Origin of the sequence: Aminobacter carboxidus (assembly GCF_014863355.1) — a bacterium.
GTDB classification, from domain to species: Bacteria; Pseudomonadota; Alphaproteobacteria; order Rhizobiales; family Rhizobiaceae; genus Aminobacter; species Aminobacter carboxidus.
Genome location: NZ_JACZEP010000001.1, coordinates 435157 through 456713, shown reverse-complemented (window position 1 = coordinate 456713; position 21557 = coordinate 435157). Strand labels below are relative to the sequence as shown.

Annotated in this window: 19 protein-coding genes; 4 read left to right on the top strand and 15 right to left on the bottom strand. The window is 63.3% G+C overall.

Features of this window, described 5'->3' with window-relative positions:
* Window positions 1-123: 123 nt before the first annotated feature.
* A complete protein-coding gene (locus tag IHE39_RS02125; protein ID WP_192565359.1) occupies window positions 124-2454 on the top strand; it encodes a PAS domain-containing sensor histidine kinase in 2331 nt (776 codons plus the stop codon).
* 3 nt (window positions 2455-2457) lie between these two features.
* Here the strand turns inward: IHE39_RS02125 and IHE39_RS02120 are convergent, their stop codons facing one another.
* The 15 genes from IHE39_RS02120 to IHE39_RS02050 form a co-directional block, all read right to left on the bottom strand.
* Window positions 2458-2691 carry a hypothetical protein gene (locus IHE39_RS02120; RefSeq protein ID WP_184769293.1) on the bottom strand — a complete coding sequence of 78 codons (234 nt, stop codon included), beginning with the start codon at window positions 2689-2691 and terminating at the stop codon, window positions 2458-2460.
* A 237-nt stretch (window positions 2692-2928) separates the two neighbouring features.
* Entirely contained in the window at window positions 2929-3381 is a 453-nt protein-coding gene (locus IHE39_RS02115) for an EF-hand domain-containing protein (RefSeq protein ID WP_184769294.1), read from the bottom strand.
* Window positions 3382-3447: 66 nt separating this feature from the next.
* Window positions 3448-6411: a bifunctional [glutamine synthetase] adenylyltransferase/[glutamine synthetase]-adenylyl-L-tyrosine phosphorylase gene (locus IHE39_RS02110; protein ID WP_192565358.1), complete on the bottom strand. Its 2964-nt coding sequence runs from the start codon at window positions 6409-6411 to the stop codon at window positions 3448-3450.
* Entirely contained in the window at window positions 6412-7866 is a 1455-nt protein-coding gene (locus IHE39_RS02105; protein WP_184769296.1) for a sensor histidine kinase, read from the bottom strand.
* Window positions 7866-8540 carry a response regulator transcription factor gene (locus tag IHE39_RS02100; protein ID WP_192566017.1) on the bottom strand — a complete coding sequence of 225 codons (675 nt, stop codon included), beginning with the start codon at window positions 8538-8540 and terminating at the stop codon, window positions 7866-7868. Before IHE39_RS02100 ends, IHE39_RS02105 begins: the two co-directional genes overlap by 1 nt.
* 188 nt (window positions 8541-8728) lie before the next feature.
* On the bottom strand, window positions 8729-10261 hold the full coding sequence (locus IHE39_RS02095) for a Do family serine endopeptidase (protein ID WP_184769297.1): 1533 nt from the start codon (window positions 10259-10261) through the stop codon (window positions 8729-8731).
* Between the two features lie 118 nt (window positions 10262-10379).
* Complete coding sequence (locus tag IHE39_RS02090) at window positions 10380-10847, bottom strand: cytochrome c-type biogenesis protein (RefSeq protein ID WP_192565357.1); 468 nt, start codon at window positions 10845-10847, stop codon at window positions 10380-10382.
* Window positions 10844-12832 (bottom strand): heme lyase CcmF/NrfE family subunit, encoded by a 1989-nt coding sequence (locus tag IHE39_RS02085; RefSeq protein ID WP_192565356.1) that lies wholly within the window; start codon window positions 12830-12832, stop codon window positions 10844-10846. The genes IHE39_RS02090 and IHE39_RS02085 overlap by 4 nt, the downstream gene beginning before the upstream one ends.
* Window positions 12833-12848: 16 nt before the next feature.
* Window positions 12849-13289: a cytochrome c maturation protein CcmE gene (gene ccmE / locus IHE39_RS02080; protein ID WP_184769300.1), complete on the bottom strand. Its 441-nt coding sequence runs from the start codon at window positions 13287-13289 to the stop codon at window positions 12849-12851.
* Window positions 13290-13292: 3 nt separating this feature from the next.
* The gene (gene ccmI, locus IHE39_RS02075) at window positions 13293-14429 is read right to left on the bottom strand and encodes a c-type cytochrome biogenesis protein CcmI (RefSeq protein WP_192566016.1); all 1137 of its coding nucleotides are present in this window, start codon (window positions 14427-14429) and stop codon (window positions 13293-13295) included.
* 99 nt (window positions 14430-14528) lie between these two features.
* Complete coding sequence (locus IHE39_RS02070) at window positions 14529-14975, bottom strand: RT0821/Lpp0805 family surface protein (protein ID WP_184769301.1); 447 nt, start codon at window positions 14973-14975, stop codon at window positions 14529-14531.
* A 104-nt stretch (window positions 14976-15079) separates the two neighbouring features.
* Window positions 15080-16456, bottom strand: a complete 1377-nt coding sequence (locus IHE39_RS02065) for an ATP-binding protein (protein WP_434781289.1) — start codon at window positions 16454-16456, stop codon at window positions 15080-15082.
* 46 nt (window positions 16457-16502) lie between these two features.
* Complete coding sequence (locus IHE39_RS02060; RefSeq protein WP_184769302.1) at window positions 16503-17168, bottom strand: response regulator transcription factor; 666 nt, start codon at window positions 17166-17168, stop codon at window positions 16503-16505.
* A gap of 66 nt (window positions 17169-17234) precedes the next feature.
* Window positions 17235-17531 (bottom strand): hypothetical protein, encoded by a 297-nt coding sequence (locus IHE39_RS02055; protein WP_192565355.1) that lies wholly within the window; start codon window positions 17529-17531, stop codon window positions 17235-17237.
* A gap of 77 nt (window positions 17532-17608) precedes the next feature.
* Window positions 17609-17773 carry a hypothetical protein gene (locus IHE39_RS02050; RefSeq protein WP_184769304.1) on the bottom strand — a complete coding sequence of 55 codons (165 nt, stop codon included), beginning with the start codon at window positions 17771-17773 and terminating at the stop codon, window positions 17609-17611.
* A gap of 315 nt (window positions 17774-18088) precedes the next feature.
* Here IHE39_RS02050 and IHE39_RS02045 point away from each other — a divergent pair, with 315 nt between their 5' ends.
* The 3 genes from IHE39_RS02045 to IHE39_RS02035 all read left to right on the top strand — a co-directional run bounded on the left by IHE39_RS02045 (window position 18089) and on the right by IHE39_RS02035 (window position 21486).
* A complete protein-coding gene (locus IHE39_RS02045; protein WP_192565354.1) occupies window positions 18089-20242 on the top strand; it encodes a transglycosylase domain-containing protein in 2154 nt (717 codons plus the stop codon).
* Between the two features lie 124 nt (window positions 20243-20366).
* The gene (locus IHE39_RS02040) at window positions 20367-20951 is read left to right on the top strand and encodes a DUF1214 domain-containing protein (protein WP_192565353.1); all 585 of its coding nucleotides are present in this window, start codon (window positions 20367-20369) and stop codon (window positions 20949-20951) included.
* Window positions 20944-21486 (top strand): DUF1254 domain-containing protein, encoded by a 543-nt coding sequence (locus IHE39_RS02035; RefSeq protein WP_192565352.1) that lies wholly within the window; start codon window positions 20944-20946, stop codon window positions 21484-21486. Before IHE39_RS02040 ends, IHE39_RS02035 begins: the two co-directional genes overlap by 8 nt.
* The last annotated feature ends 71 nt before the right edge of the window (window positions 21487-21557 follow it).

The following is a 21557-nucleotide window of genomic DNA, read 5'->3' as shown; positions in this document are numbered from 1 at the left end:
ACTTTAATCTTTTTCGTCCGCCCCACTGGACAAGGCGAATCAGCTTTGATTCTTTAGTGACGATTCGGATGTTCGGCGTATGCCGGATCGACCTACCAGGAAACGGGATTTGGGGAGCCATTTATGGCCAAGGCGGACGCGTGGGGCGCGCCCGATGAGACTGCTTTTGGCCGTCGCAGGCAGGCGCGCAGCGCTGGTCTGTCGGGCAATGCACGTCTCATCGCCGAACCCGCATACCGTCGGCTGCTGGCCGCCGAGCCCCTGCTCCGCCGTTCGATCCCGACGCTGATCGTCATCTTCCTGATTGTGGTCGCCGGCACGCGTTTCCTGTCACTGATGGCGCAGCGCGACGATGTCGAGCGCAACGCCAAGGCGATCCTGGCACTCTCGGCCGGCGAACTGGTCAATGCACTGATGATCGGCGCCACTGCCGAGCGGCCGCTTGCCGCCGCAAGCCAGGACCTGCTCGAACGTACCAGCCAGCAAGGCACGCTGAGCCGCAGCCACGTCATTGCGCTGACCGACCAGAACTTCCGCATCGTTGCGGTCAGCCCGCAATCCACGGGCTGGGAAGGACAGGCGCTCGACGGCATCGTCTCGGGCGGGCAACCACTGTTCATGTTCGGCGAGCGCGCCGGCGTGATGGAGGTGCGTATCGGCGGCAAGGACTGGCTGGCGGCCATAAGCATAACCGATGACAAGCGCGCGGCCGCGGCTGCCATAGTGCCGCTAGACGCGGTGTTCGCCGAATGGCGCAAAACCGTGTCGCTCAACGTCGCCCTGTTCGTGATGACCGCCGGCATGCTGATTGTCATCCTCTTTGCCTATTTCAGCCAGGCGGCACGCGCCCAGGCCGCCGACGGCATCTATCTGCAGGCGCATGAACGCATCGACCTGGCGCTGGTGCGCGGCAAGTGCGGGCTGTGGGACTGGGACATGGTGCGCGGCAAGATGTACTGGTCGCGCTCGATGTATGAACTGCTCGGCTACGAGGCCTGCGAGGCGATGCTGTCGTTCGGCGAGGTCGCCCGCATCATCCACCCTGAAGACGGCGACCTGTTCGAGTTGGCCAACCAGGTGATCACGCGCGAGGTCGACCATATCGACCGGGTGTTCCGCATGCGCCACGCCGACGGCCGCTGGGTCTGGATGCGCGCCCGCGCCCAGGTGGTGGATCCGGAAGCACCCGAGATCCAGATGACCGGCATTGCCGTCGACATCACCGAGCAGCGCCACCTCGCCCTGCGCTCGGAAGCCGCCGACCAGCGGCTCCGGGCGGCGATCGAAAACATCACCGAGTCCTTCGTACTGTGGGATGCCAATGGACGCTTGGTGATGTGCAATTCGAAGTACCAGCACGACAATGGGCTCGCCGACCGTGACGTGCTGCCAGGCACGGCGCGCGAGGAGATCGAAGAGCGCATGGTCGCCTTCGCCTCCGAGCGGCGGCTGGCCAATGCCAACGGCCCCCGCGGCGGTGCGACCTACGAGCGCCAGCTGGCGGACGGCCGCTGGCTGCAGGTCAACGAACTGACCACGCGCGACGGCGGCATGGTGTCGGTCGGCTCCGACATCACCCAGATCAAGCAGCACCAGGACAAGCTGATGGAGAGCGAGCGCCGGCTGATGGCGACGATCCACGATCTCAGCCTGGCGCGGCGCTCGGAGGAAGAACGCTCGCACGAGCTGGTCGAACTCAACCGCAAATACATGAAGGAAACCGAGCGCGCCGAGGCTGCCAACCGGGCGAAGTCGGAGTTCCTCGCCAACATGTCGCACGAGCTGCGCACCCCTCTCAATGCGGTGATCGGCTTCTCCGAGCTGATGGAAGGTCGCCTGTTCGGCCCGATGGGTTCGCCGCGCTACGAGGAGTATGCCCGCGACATCAACTCCAGCGGCAAGTACCTTTTGGGCGTCATCAACGACATCCTCGACATGTCGAAGATCGAGGCCGGCCAGTTCTCGATGGACCGCGAGGAGATCGACCTCTGCCCACTGATCCGCGAGACAGTCAGAGTGGTTTCGCTGCAGGCGGCGCAGAAGTCGATCACGGTGGAGACGCAGATCGCCGACTTCATGACATTGTTCGCCGACCGTCGCGCGGTCAAGCAGATCGTCATCAACCTGTTGTCCAACGCGGTGAAGTTCACCGGCGAAGGCGGACGCATTTCGGTGCGGGCGCGCAATGCATCGGGCGCGCTGACGCTGTCGATCGAAGACAATGGCTGCGGCATCCCCAAGGACGCGCTTGGCAAGCTTGGCCGGCCGTTCGAGCAGGTGCAGAACCAGTTTTCCAAAAACCATGCCGGCTCTGGCCTCGGCCTCGCCATCTCGCGCTCTCTGGCCGAACTGCATGGTGGCGCGTTGAAGATCCGCTCGACCGAAGGTGTCGGCACCATCGTGTCGGTGCGCATTCCGGTGAAGAAGGTCGAGCGCCTGGCCAAGGCCGCCTGAACATCAAGGCGCTTCCGGCAGCCGTGCCTCGATGAACTCCAGCGACCGCGTGCTGGCAGGCGGATCGAGGTTCGAAAGCGACACCAGCACGTAGCCCAGCCTTGGGAAGACATGCAGGTCGCCGCTCATGCCCGGCGCGCCGCCATTATGGCCAAAGCCTTTCCAGTTGCCCTCCCCGGCAACGACAAAGCCAAATCCGAACATCTGGAACTGGGTGCTGATCGCCTGGTCGAGCATCGTTTCGAGACGAGCTTACCGGGCTGCAGCGCCTCGGCGAAGCGCCAAAGGTCGCCGACGGTCGAATAGCCGCCGTCGGCGGAGGTCCCGCGCCATGGCAACAGCTCATGGCGGCACTCCTTTGTCGGAGGCGAGCAAGAGCCAGCTGCATTGCGGCAAGGTTGCGCGAGGTCATGTCCGGACAAAACAAAAGCCTCCCGGAGAGCTGATCTTCGGGAGGCTTTCGAGGTCAGGTGGCTAACGCTTGCCGTCGCCGCCACGCCAATGACGGTTCGGCATCTCTTCCTTGACGATCTTGCCGTCGTCGTTGCGGTCGAGCAGCGCGAACAGCTTCTTCTGGCGGGATTCTACCTCCGCCTTGGTCAGTTCGCCGTCACCATTGGCGTCGAAACGCTTGATGAGACGCTCGGCCATGCGTTCGGCGCGCATGCGCTGGATCTGGTCGGCCACCTCTGCAACGGTGATCTTGCCGTCGGTGTTTCCATCGGCGTCCAGAAGCCGGGTGTTCATGGCCGCGGTGAACTCCTCGAAGGTAACATCGCCGCTCTTGTCGGCGTCGGCGCGTTCGAAGCGCATCTGCGGCTTCATGTTCTGACCGCGTGGCCCTTGCCCGTTCGCGGCAAAAGCGGAAGTTCCGGCCGTGCCCGCGAGGGCGAGAAAGGCGATGGCGATCCTGGTTGACGTGTTCATGGGGTTTCTCCTGTTGCATCGACACCCCCGATGCTGATCGAAGCTCAAATACGGCGTCCCATCGCCTCACTTGCGCTTCGCACGGAGCAAATGGTCAAAGTGGAACCTGACCTTTTGCGACGTCTCCTTAAGATGCGCCTCGAGCACGGCGAAATCGGGAAGATCGGTTGCCGCAAGCAGCAAATCCGACAGTCCCGGCGGAACATCATTCCGCTCAAATGCGCCGGTGAGACACAGCCTCGTCATTTGTGTGATGGCCGAATAGAGCGTGTAGGCGTCGACAAGATCCTGGCGCGCCTGCGCATCGGCGAATTCTGGCGCCAGGCGGTGCAGCGTGTCGGCGGTGCCTGTCGCATGCCCCTGCCCTTCGATCCTGCTGGTCAACACCGCCACCTGAGCGATGAACTCCAGATCGATCAGCCCGCCTGGAACCAGCTTGATGTCCCACAGGTCGTGTGGCGGCTTCTCGTCTTCGATCATCTGGCGCATGTCGCGCGCCTCGGTCACAACCTTTTCGGCATCGCGCGGCAGGGCGATGATCGCCAAGACCTCGGCCTCGACCTCGGTGCAGAGCGAAGCATCGCCGGCGATCGGACGGGCGCGGGTCAATGCCATGTGTTCCCACGTCCAGGCTTCGCCGCGCTGATATTTGCGGAACGAGTCGATATGGGTCGCGACCGGCCCCTTGTTGCCAGACGGGCGCAGCCTGAGATCGAGTTCGTAAAGTACGCCTTCGGCGGTGGGTGCCGAGACCGCCGCGATCAGCCGCTGGGTCATGCGCGAGAAATAGTGCGAGGGCGCCATCGGCTTCTCGCCATCTGATTCCTCGGCGTTTTCGTCGTGGTCGTAAAGCAGGATCAGGTCGACATCGGAGCCGGCGGTCAGCTCGCGGCTGCCAAGCTTGCCCATGCCGAGGATCGCGACCCTGCCGCCCGCGACCTTGCCGTGCCGGCGGGCAAACTCGGCCTCGACGGCCTCGAGCGCCGCCCCGACCGTCAGATCGGCGAGATCGGAAAAGGCCTTGCCGGCGCGCGCCGGGTCGATCGCACCGGCAAGCAGACGCACGCCGATGAGGAATTTCTGTTCGGCGGCGAAGATGCGCAGCCGGTCGAGCACCTCCTCGTAGAGCCTGGTGTTTTCGAGGAAGGCCGCAAGACGAGCGGCAAGGTAGGCGCGGTCGGGCAACTCCGACAGCAAAGCGGGGTCGAGCAAACCGTCAAAGACATGCGGCCGGCGCGTGATGATGCCGGCAAGGCGCGGCGCAGCCCCCATGATGGTGGCTAGAAGCTTGAGCAGCGCCGGATTGGACTGGAGCAGCGAAAACAGCTGAATCCCGGCAGGCAGACCGGCGAGGAACTCGTCGAAACGCATCAACGCCTCGTCGGCGCGGCGGGTCTTGCCGAAGGCTTCGAGCAGTGCCGGCGTCAGTTCGGTCAGGCGCTCGCGCGCCTCGGCTGATTGCGTGGCGCGGTAGCGGCCGAAATGCCAGCTGCGGATGACGCGGCAGATATCGGAGGGGCGCTGGAAGCCGAGCTGGTGCAGCGTATGCAGCGTGTCGGGATCGTCGACGTCGCCGGTAAAGACCAAATTTCCGACGCCTGATGACAGCTCGGGCGCTGCCTCAAACAGCGCCGCATAGTGACGCTCGACCTCCTGCAGCGAGGCGCGGAATGTCTTGGCGAAGGCTTCGGCGTCGGCAAAGCCGAGCATATGGGCAATGCGCTGGAGACCTTCATCGTCTTCCGGCAGAATGTGGGTCTGCTCGTCGGCGACCATCTGGATGGCATGCTCGACACTGCGCAGGAACCAGTATTGCCGTTCAAGCGCGTCGCGTGCCTCACCGGTGATCCAGCCGCGCAGGGCAAGCTGGGTCAGCATCGGCACGGTTGCCCGGCCGCGCAGCTCGGGGAACCTGCCGCCGGCAATCAGTTGCTGTGTCTGGACGAAAAACTCGATCTCGCGGATACCGCCACGGCCGAGCTTGACGTTGTGGCCCTTGACCGCAACCTCGCCATGGCCCTTGTGGGCGTGGATCTGGCGCTTGATCGAGTGGACGTCGGCAATCGCCGCGTAGTCCATGTATTTGCGCCAGACATAAGGCTGGAGCTCCTTCAGGAAAGCCTCGCCGGCGGCGATATCGCCGGCCACCGGGCGCGCCTTGATCATCGCGGCCCGTTCCCAGTTCTGGCCGCGGCTTTCGTAATAGTGCAGTGCCGCGAGGATCGGGATCGCCAACGGCGTCGAGCCCGGATCGGGACGCAGCCGCAGGTCTGTGCGGAAGACGTACCCATGTTCGGTCCGGTCCTGCATGATGCGGACAAGCCGCCGCGTCAGCCGGGCGAACAGCTCCGTTGCTTCATAAGGGTCTGGGATCGCCGGTGCCTCGGGATCGAAGAACACGACCAGGTCGATGTCGGAGGAGAAGTTCAGCTCATGCGCGCCGAGCTTGCCCATGCCGAGCAGTATCCAGCCGGAACCGACGGTCGGGTTCTCGGGATCGGGCAGCTTGAGCTTGCCCTGGTCGTGCGCGTCCCTGAGCAGGAAATTCACCGCCGCACTGGTGCATTGGTCGGCCAGGTCGCTCAGCCGGCGCACACTGTCCGATGCATTCGCCGCGCCGGAGAGATCGGCAAGTGCAATGAGAAAATGCGCCTCGGCCTTCAACCTGCGCAAACGCATCATCAGCGTATTCTCGACGACGCCTTGCTCGCGCGGGGCGGCGGCAATGGACTCGCCAATCGCCTGAAGCCGCTCCTCGATGGTCTGGTCGAACAGTCTTTCGAGCACTTCCGGCTGGCGCCGTGCGCTGTGGCGCATGAACTCCGAGAGATCGAAGACGGCGGCAAGGAAGTCCTGCGCCGGCCCCTTGGCCTTGAGGAATGCGGCGAGGCGATCGAGCCCCTCCTCCTTGGCGACCACGGCAAGCTCGGCAAGCTCGCGCCGCGCACGCTCCGGATCGAGCGGCGAGACATTGGCCGTGGGCTCCAGACGCCACTCGGTCGCATTCTTCCTGGCGGCCACAGTTTTCATCTATTCGTCCTTCGATCCGGGGAAACCCATCAGGACCGATAATCCGGGATTGCCGGGCAGAAGATCAAGTCGGCCGTTGTGAAACGTCATCACGGCCTTGGCGAGGCTGAGCCCGAGGCCGGAACCCGGCTGCGAACGGCTCTTTTCGAGCCGCACGAAGCGCTCGGTGGCGCGCGCCCGATCGCCTTCGTCTGATATGCCCAGGCCGTTGTCCGATACCTGGAGCCGGATTTCGTCGCCCTCGCGCTGCAAGGTGACGCCGACATGAGGCTTTTCGACCGAACCGGCGGAATATTTGATCGCGTTGTCGATGATGTTCGAAAGCGCCTGAGCTATCAGCTCACGGTTGCCGTTGACGACGACAGGACCGGCGACGGTCGCCTCGAAGCCGACGCCGAGTTCCTCGGCGACGGGCTCGTAAAGCTCGACGACGTCGTGGACGACGGCAGCGAGATCGACCTTGTCTGTCGATTCGGCGGAGTAGCCGGCCTCGAGCCGCGAGATCATCAGGATCGCGTTGAAGGTGCGGATGAGCTGGTCGGATTCGGCAATCGTGCCTTCCAGCGCCTCACGGTAGTCGGCGCCGGTCTTCTTGCCCGACAACGCCGCCTCGGCGCGGTTGCGCAGGCGCGTCAGCGGTGTCTTGAGATCATGCGCGATGTTGTCTGAGACCTGCTTCAGCCCATCATTGAGGTGGGCGATGCGGGCGAGCATGATGTTGAGGTTTTCGGAAAGCCGGTCGAATTCGTCGCCTGCGCCAGTGACCGGCAGGCGACCGCTGAGGTCGCCGGCCATGATGCGCCGGCTGGCCACCGACACGCTGTCGATGTGTTTCAAGGCGCGGCGGCCGACGAAGTACCAGATCAACAGGCCGCCAAAGCCCATCATGGCAAGCGCCAGCATCAGCGACCGCTGGATGACACTACGGAAACGCTCCGGTTCGCCGAGGTCGCGACCGACCATGAGGATCATCTGGTTGGGCAGGCGCAGCACCACCGCGATTGCGTTGTGCCCGACCTCGGTGCGCGCTTCCGTCTCGGCCTGCTCACTGGCGGCCGGCGCACCGCGCCTGCCGGAAGCCTCGCCATAGCGCTCGTAGGAAAACGGCAGCTCCGTCCAGCCCTCGCGTTGCAGCACACCAGGCTGAATGCTCTCGACATTGCCCGACAGGATCTGGCCGTTGGGATCGGCGAGCAGGTAGAGGTTGGCACCGGGCTGGCGCGAGCGCTGTTCGACCACCCGCACGAGGACCGGGATGCCGCCGCGCTGATAGCCGCGGGCAAGGCCCTGAACCTCTTCGTTGATGGTTTCCTGGGTCTGCGCCAGCAGCATGCGCGCCGAAAGCGACGTCATGTAGAAGACCAGAAGCAACGCGCACAGCGTAAAAAGCAGCAAGTAGAGCGCCGAAAGGCGCGCCGCAGTGGTTTTCATGATGGCCGGCAGCCTGAATGCCATCAGCCCGCCTTGAGCATGTAGCCGGCGCCACGGATGGTGTGCAAGATCGGCTTTTCGAAGCCCTTTTCGATCTTGCCGCGCAGCCGGGAAATGTGGACGTCAATGACGTTTGTCTGGGGATCGAAATGGTAATCCCAGACGTTTTCGAGCAGCATGGTGCGCGTCACCACCTGGCCGGCGTGGCGCATCAGATATTCGAGCAGGCGATATTCGCGCGGCTGCAGCACGATCTCCTGCGAGGCGCGGCGCACCGTGTGCGACAGCCGGTCGATTTCGAGATCGCCGACCCGGTAGAGCATCTCGGATTCGCGCGCCGGCGCGCGCCGGTTGAGCACTTCGACGCGTGCGAGCAGTTCGGAGAAGGCATAGGGCTTGGTGAGATAGTCGTCACCGCCGGCACGCAGGCCGGTGACCCGGTCGTCGACCTCGCCGAGTGCCGACAAGATGAGAACCGGCGTTGTATTGCCGCGCGAGCGCAGGCCGGCAATCACCGAAAGACCATCGCGTCTTGGCAGCATGCGGTCAACAACCAGGACATCGTACTCGGCAGCATCGGCAAGCGCGAAACCTGAATCGCCGTCGCCCGCGACATGGGCGGTATGACCGGCCTCCGCGAATGCCTTCTGCATGTAGTCGGCGGCCTCGCGGTCATCTTCGATGACGAGAATCTTCATGCCGTCGTTATACGCGATTTTGTGGGATGTCAGAGGCGACATGTGGTTTGCTCCCAACGTGGAAGTGGCAGCGAGCGATGGGAGCCCGCTGCCACCGGAGCCGGAATCGAAGACTGACAAACTATCCGGCGCCGTAAGCTCCCGCCGTGCGGCTGGGGGTGATGAAGCCACCCGACGGGAGCGAACGGTCAACCCTGGTTGAGCGGCAGGGCGACGAACCGGTTGGAGTCATCGCGGCTGATCTGGAACAGGACGGCCTTGCGGCCCGCCTTCTCCGCTTGGTCGAGCGCCTTGGTGACGTCGGCAGCAGACTGGACCTCGACGGCATTCACCGTGGTGATCACGTCGCCTGCCTGGATGCCGCGATCAGCGGCATCGCTGGAGGGATCTACATCGGTGATGACGAGGCCCTTGCCGTCCTCGGAACGGGTCACGGTCAGGCCGAGATTGGCCAGCGTGCTCGGCTCGGCGGGGGACGCGGGCTGGTCTGCCGACGCGATCTTGTCGCCGCCGGGAATCTCGCCAAGGTCAACCTTCAAGGTTTCAGCCTTGCCGTTGCGCCAGACGGTGATGTCGACCGATTTGCCCGGAGTGATGCCGGCAATCAGACGCGACAGCTCCTTCGGCGAGCCCACATCCTGGCCATTGACACCGGTGATGATGTCGCCGGCAGCGATGCCCGCCTTCTTGGCCGGGCCGCTGTCCTGAGCGCTCGCCACAAGCGCGCCCTTTTCGCTCTTGAGGCCGAGCGACTCCGCAACATCGGCTGTAACAGGCTGGATTTCTACGCCAAGCCAGCCGCGCTGCACGCTGCCGCTCTTCATCAGGTCCTGGACCACCTGCTTGGCGGTCGAGGCAGGAATGGCAAAGGCGATGCCGACATTGCCGCCCGACGGCGAGAATATCGCGGTGTTGATGCCGACGACTTCGCCATTCAGGTTGAAGGCCGGGCCACCCGAGTTGCCGCGGTTCACCGCCGCGTCGATCTGCAGGAAATCATCATAAGGACCCGCACCGATGTCGCGGCCACGCGCCGAGACGATGCCGGCAGTGACCGTTCCGCCGAGGCCGAAGGGGTTGCCGACGGCGACGACCCAGTCGCCAACGCGAACCTTGGCATCATCGGCGAAACCGACATAGGTGAACTTGGTGGGGGCATCGACCTTAAGCACGGCGAGGTCGGTGCGCGGATCGGTGCCGATCAGCTTGGCGTCATGTTCCTTGCCGTCGTCTGTTACCACCGTATAGGCGGTTCCGTCTGAGACAACGTGGTTGTTGGTGACGAGGTAGCCGTCCTCGGAGATGAAGAACCCAGACCCCTGGGCCACCGGCCGAGGCTTCTGGTTGCCGTCGCGGCGGTTGAAGCGCGGGTTGCGATTCTGGTCGCCATAGCCGTCCTGGCCAAACTGGCGGAAGAAGCGCTTCAGCGGATGATTGTCGGGGAGATTGTCGAAGCCCTGCTGGTCGGAGAAGGGCGACATGCCGCGATCGGCGGCCGGGTCGATCCTTGCCTTGACCTGCACGCTGACGACTGCCGGCGACACATGCTCGACGACGTCGGCGAAGCCCGGTGCCTGGGGCGCTTCGACACGCACGGCCTCGGCATAGACAGGGGCGGTTCCGCTGGTGACGGCGCCGAGACCGATCGCGCCGGCCAGGGCGACAGATGCGGCGGCAGCCATGAGACGCTTGCGCGAACGCGAAAGGGAGTTGGTGCTCATTGTCTCTGATCCTCTTGAACGGGATGCCTTGGATTCGCATCCGTTGGATCAAGAGATAGAGAGGCTCACATTACGGCACCATTTCCGATGCATGAAACTTTCGTAATGTTGGTGTTGTTCAGGCGTCTTTGCGCAGGATCGCCTCGAGCGCTTCCTGCTCGTCCTTGCTCAAGGCGGCTGGCTCCTGCCTGCGCCGTGCGCGAGCGGACAGGAAAACGAAGATACCGCCGCCGAGCAACAGCAGCACTGGTGTGCCCCACAGCAGGGCGTTGCGCAGGTTGAACTGCGGCTTGAGCAGCACGAACTCGCCATAGCGCGAAACGATGTAGTCCATCACCTGCTCGTCGCTGTCGCCGGCAAGCAGCCGTTCGCGCAACAGCACGCGCAGATCGCCAGCCAGTTCTGCATCGGACTCGTCGATGGACTGGTTCTGGCAGACCATGCAGCGCAGCTCTTCCGACAGAAGACGGGCGCGGGCTTCGAGTTTCGGATCGGCGAGCATTTCGCTCGGCTTCACCGCAAAGGCGGCGCCCGCGAAGAGAGAAGCAGCGACAAAACCTGCAATTGCCAGCAGTTTCGTCTTCATGGCGTGACCGGACTTGTCTTTGCTTGCGCAGACTTGCGCCGCGCCGGCGCGCCGACCCGCAGGCGGCGGTCGAGCAGCGACACGAAACCACCCAGCATCATCACCAGCGATCCGCCCCATATCAGCGTGACCAGCGGCTTCCACCAGACACGCACCACCACCGAGCCGTCGCCGGCCTCATCGCCGAGCGAGATGTAGAGCTGGCTGAGCCACATCGTCTTGATGCCGGCTTCCGTCGTCGGCATTTGGCGTACCGGATAGAAGCGCTTGGACGACATGATCACTGCGCTTGGCTGCCCGCCGGCGTCGAGCAGGGAGAAATTCCCCTGCTCCTCGGTGAAGTTCGGCCCGCGCACGGGGGTAAGCCCGTCGAAGCGAAGGCTATGGCCGGAGATTTCCATCACCTGCCCCGGCTTCATGACCAGGATCGCTTCCTTTTCAAAAGACAGCACCCCAACGATGCCGAGCAGCGTCAACCCAAGACCGAGATGGGCTATGGCCGTACCGAAGACCGAGCGCGGCAGGCCAAGGAAGCGGCGCAGCGCCACGTCAGGCGCTACGTTGCCGATGCCGGCCTTGAGCGCGAGATCGGTGAGCGCGCCAAGCACGAGCCAGGCCGCAAGACCCGCACCGAGTGCGGCGAACACCGAGGCACCATCGATGAACAGATAGGTCACCAACACCGCCAGCAGGGCCGCGCCAAAGGCAAACATCAGCCGCTGCGCGACTGCAAAGACGTCGCCGCGCTTCCAGGCCAGCAGCGGCCCGAACGGCACGACCACAAGCAGCGGAATCATCAACGGGCCAAAGGTGAGGTTGAAGAAGGGCTCGCCGACGGAAATCTTGTCGCCGAACATCGCTTCGACTATCAGCGGATAGAGCGTGCCGATCAGCACTGTCGCCGTCGCGGTGGTCAGGAACAAGTTGTTGAGCACCAGCGCGCCTTCGCGCGAGATCGGGTGGAAGATGCCACCTGCGGTCAGCGACGACGCCCGCAACGCAAACAGCGCCAGCGAGCCGCCGATGAACAGCGTCAGGATGCACAGGATGAACACGCCGCGGCTCGGATCGCTGGCGAAGGAATGGACCGAGGTCAGCACGCCCGAACGCACGAGGAATGTGCCGAGCAAGGACAGCGAAAACGTCAGGATTGCGAGCAGTAGCGTCCAGATCTTCAGCGCCGAGCGCTTTTCCATGACGATGGCCGAATGGAGCAGTGCAGTGCCTGAAAGCCAGGGCATGAACGATGCGTTTTCGACCGGATCCCAGAACCAGAATCCGCCCCAGCCAAGCTCGTAGTAGGCCCAGTACGAGCCCATGGCGATGCCACCGGTGAGAAACACCCAGGCGGCAAGCGTCCATGGCCGCACCCAGCGTGCCCAGGCCGCGTCGATGCGCCCCTCGATCAGGGCCGCCACAGCAAAGGAGAAGCAGACCGAAAAGCCGACGTAACCGAGATAGAGCAGCGGCGGATGGACGGCGAGGCCAATGTCCTGGAGGATCGGATTGAGGTCCTTGCCCTCGATCGGTGCCGGCACAAGGCGGGCAAACGGGTTCGAGGTGATCAGGATGAAAAGCAGGAAGGCCGTGCCGATCCAGCCCTGGACGGCAAGCACGTTGGCACGCAAGGTAGCCGGCAGATTTCCGCCGAACGCCGCGACCAGGGCGCCGAAAAAGCTGAGGATCAGCACCCACAGAAGCATCGAGCCCTCGTGGTTTCCCCATGTTCCGGTGAACTTGTAGATCAGCGGCTGCAGCGAGTGGGAATTTTCCCAGACATTGGTGACCGAGAAATCCGACTGAACATAGGCCACCGTCAGCGCGGCGAAGGACAGCGCGATCATGGCAAAGCCGGTGACGGTGACCGGCCCGCCGACCGCCATCAGCCTAGCGTCACCCTTGTGCGCGCCGTAGAGCGGCACCAAAGACTGGACCAGCGACAGGACGAGCGCAAGGATTAGCGCGAAGTGACCTGTCTCAACCATCAGCGCTGCCCGCCATTCATTGGGTGGTTTCCTGCCATACGCCCTTCGCCTTCAGGCTGTCGGCGACTTCCTTGGGCATGTAATTCTCGTCATGCTTGGCCAGCACACTGTCGGCGATGAACTCGTTGTCAGGCCCGAAGCTGCCCTCGGTGATCACGCCCTGGCCTTCGCGAAACAGGTCGGGCAGGATGCCGGTATAGCGCACTTTCACCGTCTTCTCGGAATCGGTGACGCTGAATTCGACCTGGGTGCCCTGCCCGCGCACGATGCTGCCGCCTTCGACCAGGCCGCCGAGGCGAATGCGCTGGCCGGGCTGCAGGGTCGCGGTCTGCAGATCCGCAGGCATGTAGAAATAGGAAGCCTTCTGGCCGAGCGCATAGAAGGTCAGCGCGGTTGCAGCCCCCAGAAAGGCCAGCGCGCCAGCTATCACCGAAAGCCGCTTTTGCTTGCGCGTCATCGTCTACTCCGTGACCTTCAGGCCAAGCGACCCAGCAAGTTCCGTCAGCTTGCGCCCGTCCTCGCTGTCGCGGCCGAGTGCGGCGTAGGCGCGGCCAAGCGCAGCCTGCGCCAGGTCGGTCTTGCCGAGCACCTGATATGAACGCACCAGCCGCAGCCAGCCTTCCGGATCGCGCGGGTTCTGCCGCAGCTTCTCGTCAAGCGTCGCCACCATGCCCTCGATCATTGCCGTTCGGTCGCCCGACGACATGGAAGCAGCAGCATCGATATCATCCTGGCTTGGAGCCGGCGCGCCAGCCGTCTCCTTGGACGGCGCCGCGCGCGCCTCGGCCTGGGCTATCGCCTGATCCGTTGCCGCACGCCAGGGCGAGTCGACAGGCAGGCTTTCGGCCAACAACCGCCAGGCTGTAGCCGCGTCGGCAATCTTGCCTTCCTGGGCAAACGCCAGCGCCAGGAAGTAACGGGCCTTGGGATCAGCGGGCTCAAGCTTCAGCGCGGCTTCGAAGGCGACGCGTGCGTCAGATGTAACGATCCCGCCCGCTGAACCGGCGATGGCTTCGCCGAGGCCGGCCTGGCGTGCAGTCGTCGAGCCGAGGATGCGGATTGCGTTGCGATAGGCGGTGACGGCGTCGTTGGCGCGCCCGATCCTGAGATAGACGGGCGCCAGCACGTCCCAGCCGCGGCCGTCGGAAGGGTTTGCAACGAGATGCGCCTCGGCACGAGCGATCAGTTCGTCGACGGAACTGTCCGCCGGCTTTTGCGACAAGCGCGCGCTCAGTGGCTGTGAGGGAACGCTCGGCGAGCCGATCGCGGCATAGATGCCCCAGCTCAGCAGCGGAACTGCAAGCACGGCAAGGACGCCTACCTGGCGTGGCGCAAGCTGGGATGTCTTTTTGGATTGCCGTGCACTCTCCGCATCAAGCTTGATGATGCGGCGCGCGATCTCGGCGCGCGCTAGCTCAGCGTCGGAGGGGGCAATCAATCCGCGTGCCGCATCACGGTCGACTTCTCCAAGCTGATCGCGATAGACTTCCAGGTCATGGCTGGCGTCAGCTTCGCCCTCGGCTCGTCGCGTGAGCGGCAACAAGACCGCAAGGCTCGCACCAAGCGTCAGAACGGCGGCTATGACCCAGAACAGCATGTCACCTAAATAGCCAGCAGCCACCAGGCTGCCAACATCTCCGTGCTGCGGCTTATTGACGGTTCAGGCGTCTTTGCCAAAGCAACAACGCGTGAGTATCTACGTCAGCGGCGTCCAGCTTCCATCTGCATTACGGCAGGCCGTTCCACGCGCAACCAGCGGTGTTCCCGTGGTGAAGACGGTCTGCGAATACTGGCGGCAATCCTGGGAGCCGACACGATATGGCTGCGCGGCAACGACTTCGCCGGAACGGCCTTCGCCCTTCCAGGCAACGGCCTGTCCGCCCTGGCCATATTCGAGCGCACGATACTCGGCTTCCAGCGCCTTGCGCCGGTCGCCATCGTTCAAGCCGCCGCCGATCGAGCCGCCGATCAGTCCACCATCCATGGCATTGATGATGCGCGCAGCAACCTTACCGCTCGAGGCGCCGTCGTCGCCACCGCCAAGCGATGGTACAACGCCGCTGCCGCTGCCCAGGCCAGTGGTCGTGCAGCCTGAGCCGGCTAGCAGTCCCGCAACCAGTGCCACTTGAAGTCTCTTGCTCATCACCGGTCCCGAATTTGCGTCCGCTTACAAGGGCTTGGCGCCGCGTTAGATTGCATCTTTGGCCGAAATGGGGCCGATTCGGCCAGCCATTTCTCCAGCTGTCGCTATTGCACGCCGCGCAACTCCACGGCGGCCTTCAATCCCCCCATGGTCGAGCGCTCAAGTCGAAGCGTGCCGCCATACTCCTTCACCAGATCGGCGACGATGGCGAGCCCAAGGCCGGTACCCGGCTTGGTCTCATCGAGGCGCTTGCCTCGCTGCAACGCCTCGCGCGCCTTGTCCTCCGGAATTCCCGGCCCGTCATCTTCGATCAGGATCGAAAACCGGGGTGGCTCCTCTGCCACCGGCGCCGCCGTCTCGACAGAAACCTTCACGGCACTGTGCGCCCATTTCATCGCGTTTTCGAGCAGATTGCCGACGACCTCTTCGAGATCTTCGCGTTCGCCCGCGAATACCACCTCGGTCGCCGGCAAGTTCAGCGAGAACGTCGCACCGCGCGACAGCTTTTCCATCACCCGCACCATGCGCTGCAGCAGCGGCCCGACAGGGGTACGGTAGACCACGCTTTCGCGTTGCGCCGCCACCCGCGCGCGCTGCAGGTAGTGGTCGATCTGCTTCTGCATCGCCGTCGCATGATCGGCAATGAGCTGCCCCTTGGGCCCGCCCAATGCGCGTCCCTCGTTCAGCATGACCGCCAGTGGTGTTTTCAGCGAATGCGCCAGGTTGCCGACCTGGGTTCGCGACCGCTCGACGATGCGGCGATTGTTTTCGATCAGCGCATTGGTTTCGTTGGCAAGCGGCTGGATTTCGGCCGGAAAACGGCCGGTCAGGCGCTGTGCGGTGCCCTCGCGCACCATGGCCAGCGCATTGCGCACGCGCGCCAGCGGTTGCAGGCCAAGCAGGATGGCGATCGCATTGATTGCGATCATGCCGATGCCGAACAGCGAGAGATAGGTGAACAGGCGCCATTCGAAACCGCTGATCTCATCTTCGAGTTCGGTGCGGTTGCCCATGACGCGAAACCGCGCGATGCGATTTTGCGAATCGAGCACGAATTCGGTCTCGAAGACCTCGAGTTCCTCGCCGCCGATGCCGGCTACCCGATAGTGACGCTGGAACTCGTCGTTGAACGGCACGTCTTCGACACCCGCCGATGCGACCGGCTCGGTCATCGACGATGACCTGAGTTGCCCGACAAGGCCCTTGGAGACCGGTTCGACAGACCAGTACCAGCCCGATTCAGGCTCGGAGAAGCGAAGGTCGCCCAGATCGGGCCCGCCGGTCAGCGTTCCGCTGTCCGACACACCGACCGAGCCAATCAGGTTGAACAGGTGCGCCGACAACAGGCTGTCGAAACCGCGTTCGCTGGTCTGGCGGTAGAGCGAACTGATGACGGTGAAGATCAAGGCAAAGGCGAGGATCGCCCAAAGCGTCGAAAACGCGATGACGCGAAACGCCAGCGACCGTGGTCCGAGCCCCAGCGCGTAACGCTTCCAGCGCCCCAGTCGTTTGTCCAGCTTTTCCGCCTTACGCCTCCGGCTCGCGCATGCGGTAACCCATACCGCGGACGGTTTCGATCATGTCGATGCCCATCTTTTTGCGAAGACGACCGACAAACACCTCGATGGTGTTGGAATCCCTGTCGAAATCCTGGTCGTAGAGATGCTCGACCAGTTCCGTGCGGGATACCACCTCACCCATGTGGTGCATGAGATAGGCCAGCAGGCGGAACTCGTGCGAGGTCAGCTTCAGCGGCACACCGTTGACGTCGGCCTTGGAGGCCTTGGTATCGAGTCGCAGCGGCCCGCAGGACAGTTCAGACGATGCGTGACCGGCAGAGCGGCGGATCAGCGCCCTCACCCGCGCCAGCACTTCTTCGATATGGAACGGCTTGGTCACGTAATCGTCGGCGCCGGCATCGATGCCGGCAACCTTGTCGCTCCAGCGGTCGCGCGCCGTCAGCATCAGCACCGGCATCTTGCGGCCTTCGCGACGCCAGCGTTCGACGACACTGATTCCGTCCATCTGCGGCAGGCCGATGTCGAGCACGATGGCGTCATATGGTTCGGTATCGCCGAGGAAATGCCCTTCCTCGCCGTCAAAGGCCTTGTCGACGACATAGCCGGCGTCGGCCAGCGCCTCTGATATCTGGCGGTTCAGATCCTTGTCATCTTCGACGACGAGTATGCGCATGCGTTTTTGCGACCAGTGGAAAGATGACGGAGATATAGGCGATTCCGGACTTGCGGGAAATCCAGGCTAGTTGGCCGGCACGACAACCTCGACACGACGCGGACGCTGGCCATCCTTGGCGGGCACCAGCACCACGATCACGCAGACCGACTGTCCGCCCTGATTGGATTCGGACGCCCGCGCCAATGTGCCGCCGTGCTGGTCGGCCACCTGTTGGCCAATCGAATAGCAATCCGCAGCCGCCACCATGAACTCGCCACCTTCCGCGGAGGGCAAGGGCGCTGCTGCCGCCGAAGTGGCAAGCAGGCCAGCCGCGCAAAGCCCAGTCATGGCAGGCCGGAATATGGAGCGAAGCGTTTTCATGACAGGATTTCTAATACAGCAGTGCTGAACGTGGAATGAACAATGAATTCACGCAAACACCCCTCATCGCAAGCCCGCTAGTTGTTGCCGATCCGCTGCTTGGCCGTCACTCGACCGAAGATTGCAATCAGCCCAGAAAGCGTAGTGATCGCCTGCAGCAACGTATCGGTCAACGCCGAATTGTCGATGCCGTAGACAGGCACGCCGGCAAGCTGCCCGCCGCCTCTAAAAATCGCGCGCAAGGCCTGCCATCGCTCGTTCGCTTACACGACCAATGAAATCTCCATGTTCATGATCTCAGGGGGTTGCCTGTCCGTGCGGCGCTGTCGGCTACACTTCCTTGACGATAGCCAGATACTATCGAAGCACAGTCACGCTACCAAGAATATATTCCTAGTGCAAGGCAAAATTCTAATCGCCAAAGTGTGTCCAACTAGCTCTTGTCGCGGCAACAAAAATCGGGGACAAGTCGAAGCTGGGCCGAGGGACGCGTGCCCTGAATTCGCCAGCAAAAGTGTTTTGGTGTAGGCTGCAGTCACGTGCCGGGCTCGTCTCGAATGGAAAATCCCATCCCACCACGCAAGAAGAGGGGCCGCATCGCGGCCGGCCTGCTGGCGTTTGATGCCTGGCTCGACTCATCGCTCTATGAACTGCGCTTCCGGGCACAGCAGTTCTGGGAGAGCTCCACCATCTTCTTCCGCCGCTTCCGCGTCAAAGGCTGGCGCCGCGGTGTCATCGAGGTCCTGAGCGAATCCTTCACCATGGCTGCCGGCGGTTCGGTGGTGATGCTGGCGCTCGCCATGCCGGCCTTCCAGGAAACCACGGGCAACTGGCGCAACCAGGACGACTTCGCTGTCACCTTCCTGGACCGCTACGGCAACGAGATCGGCCAGCGCGGCATCATCCAGCGCGACTCGGTTCCGGTCGACGAAATGCCCGACCACGTCATCAAGGCCGTGCTGGCAACCGAAGACCGGCGTTTCTTCGAGCACTACGGCATCGATTTCCTTGGCCTGATACGCGCCATGTCGGAAAATGTGCGGGCCAACTCGGTCGTCCAGGGCGGTTCGAGCCTCACCCAGCAGTTGGCCAAGAACCTGTTCCTCACCAACGAGCGCACTGTCGAGCGCAAGGTCAAGGAAGCGTTCCTGTCGATCTGGCTCGAATCGAACCTGTCGAAGAAAGAGATCCTGCAGCTCTACCTCGACCGCGCCTATATGGGTGGCGGCACGTTCGGCATTGCGGCGGCAGCCGACTTCTATTTCGGCAAGCAGGTCAAGGATCTCAACCTTGCAGAGGCCGCGATGCTCGCCGGCCTGTTCAAGGCACCGACCAAATATGCCCCCCACATCAATCTTCCGGCCGCACGTGCCCGCGCCAACGTCGTGCTCAGCAACCTCGTGCAGGCAGGCTTCATGACCGAGGGCCAGGTGCTGTCAGCACGGCTGCGTCCCGCCGACATCGTCGACCGCGGTGACCGCAAGAGCCCAGACTACTTCCTCGACTGGGCCTTCGACGAGGTCAAGAAGATCGCGGCGAAGTCCGGCATCCACTCGCTGGTCGCCCGCACCACCATCGATATGAATATCCAGAAAGCGGCCGAAGAGTCGGTCGAGTTCCACCTGCGCCAGTTCGGCAAGGAATATCACGTCACCGAAGGTGCGGTGGTCGTCATCGAGACGAACGGGGCTGTCCGCGCCATCGTCGGCGGCCGCGACTATGGTGCCAGCCAGTTCAACCGCGCCACCAGGGCACAGCGCCAGACCGGCTCGTCGTTCAAGCCATATGTCTATGCCACCGCCATGGAGAATGGCTTCACCCCTGAATCGGTCATCTCCGATGGGCCGATCAGTTGGGGTGCCTGGTCGCCGAAGAACTATACCCGTGGCTATTCCGGCCGCATGACGCTCTCGACCGCATTGATCAAGTCGATCAACACCGTGCCCGTGCGGCTGGCCAAAGATCACCTTTCCATCCCGCCGATCAAGGCGATGGCCGAGGCGATGGGCGTCGAATCTCCGGTCAGTTCACACAAGACGATGGTGCTCGGCACATCCGGCTTGACGGTGATGGATCAGGCGACCGGCTACAGCGTGCTGGCCCAGGACGGCATGGTCGGCACCCGTCATGGCATCACCCAACTCGTCACCCATTCAGGCCAACTCATCTACGACTACAGCAAGGATGCGCCACCGCCCCACCGCGTTTTGTCCGAGCAGGCGGTCGCCTCGATGAACTCGATCATGGTGCAGATCCCCGAGGCCGGCACGGCGCGCAAGGCGGCCCTCCCCAACATCCGCTCCGCCGGCAAGACGGGAACCACGCAGTCCTATCGTGACGCCTGGTACATTGGCTTTACCGGCAACTACACCGCCGCTGTGTGGCTCGGTAACGACGACTTCTCGACCACCAACAACATGACCGGCGGCTCGCTGCCGGCCATGGTGTGGCAGCGCTTCATGGCCTACGCCCACCAGAACATCGATCTGAAGCCGATCCCTGGCATCAAGGCCCCGTTCGTCGATCCGGCAGCAATCGCCAAGGCTGAGGAAGCCGTCAAGAATGGCACCCAGCAGGCCGTGGACAACTCCGATCGTCCTCCGGTCCTTTCCAGCACGACAACGCGCGCCCTGCGCGATATCGCCGACGTCTTCCACAAGGCGCCGGCGATCGCCGCGCCGCCCGAACCTGAGACGCTGTCGGCGCTGTGACAACGCAAAGATCGGGGCAAAGATCAGGCCAGCACATGTTCACCCACCGGTTGCAGCCGCTGCCGGCTTGCCTTCCTGTCAAAGGGCAGGATATTTCTCCGCCAACTCCATTCTCCGGCGGCTCATGCTGAAACAATCGCTCCTGATAGTTCTCGCCCTCGCCGTCGCCGTCGGCGGCGGTGCCGCCAGCGTCGGCATGGTGCTGAACTCACAAGAGGGCATCGGTGCCGTATCGGTAGGTCCGTGGACCGCATTTCCCGATATCGGCACTCCGGAAGCCGATCCCTACTCAAAGGCACGCGTCGCGCGCGACGGCGTTCTCGCTCTTGGCCGCGCCGAGGGCCTCAGCTTTGTCGCCGATCGTGACTCCACTGGCGTCACCTTGAAGAGCGAATGCAACTATCGCGTTGAAGGATCACTGCCGGTTGCCAGGTTCTGGACGCTTTATGCGACTGACAGGGCACACATTGCGCTCAAGTCGGGGATACGCCGCGATGCGTCGATGCATTCGCTGGAGGTGCTGCGCCAAGCTGACAATTCCATCAGCGTTTTGGTCGGCGCGCGGCCGGAACCGGGCAACTGGCTTGCCGTCGGCGGCGTCGGCGCCATGAACCTCGTATTGACCTTCTACGACACACCCATAGCCAGCAGTACCGGCCTGTCCGGCATCGAAATGCCGCGCATCGTCAGGGTTCAGTGCAATGCGTAGGCTGCTTCATGCCCTGGCGATCGGCCTGATCGGCGCGGGCATCGCCCACATCGTTATTCTGCTTCTGGTACCCAGTTTCTCCGAGCGCGATGCCTGGTCGCGCTTGGCCATGGTGGCCGGGCCCAACAAGGTTGTCCGCCTCGACCAGGAGATAGGCGGCACGCCGGTGGTGAAGGCGCTAGATCCATCCTTCTTTGAAGCCGCCTGCCGCTTCGATCTCACCGAAGGCGTCGTCCGCATCGACAACGCAGGCAAGGTGCCCTACTGGTCGGCCTCGGTCTATGACCGGAGCGGGCAGAACATCTACAGCTTCAACGACCGCACCGCGACCGACGGCAATCTCGATTTCGTCGTGCTCACGCCGGCGCAGATGATCGACCTGCGCAAGGAACTTCCAACCGAGTTCGAGAAATCGATTTTTGTCGAAACGCCTATCGATGAAGGCATCGTCGTCGTCCGCGCCTTCGTTCCCGACGACAGCTGGAAGCCGACGGTCGACCGCTTCCTCGACGGCATCAACTGCGACATCCAGTAGCCCACGCCCAATCAGGCGTGCAATCCAAGCCTCGCAATCCGCCAGTCGCCGTCAGTGACGCGGCAGCGGAT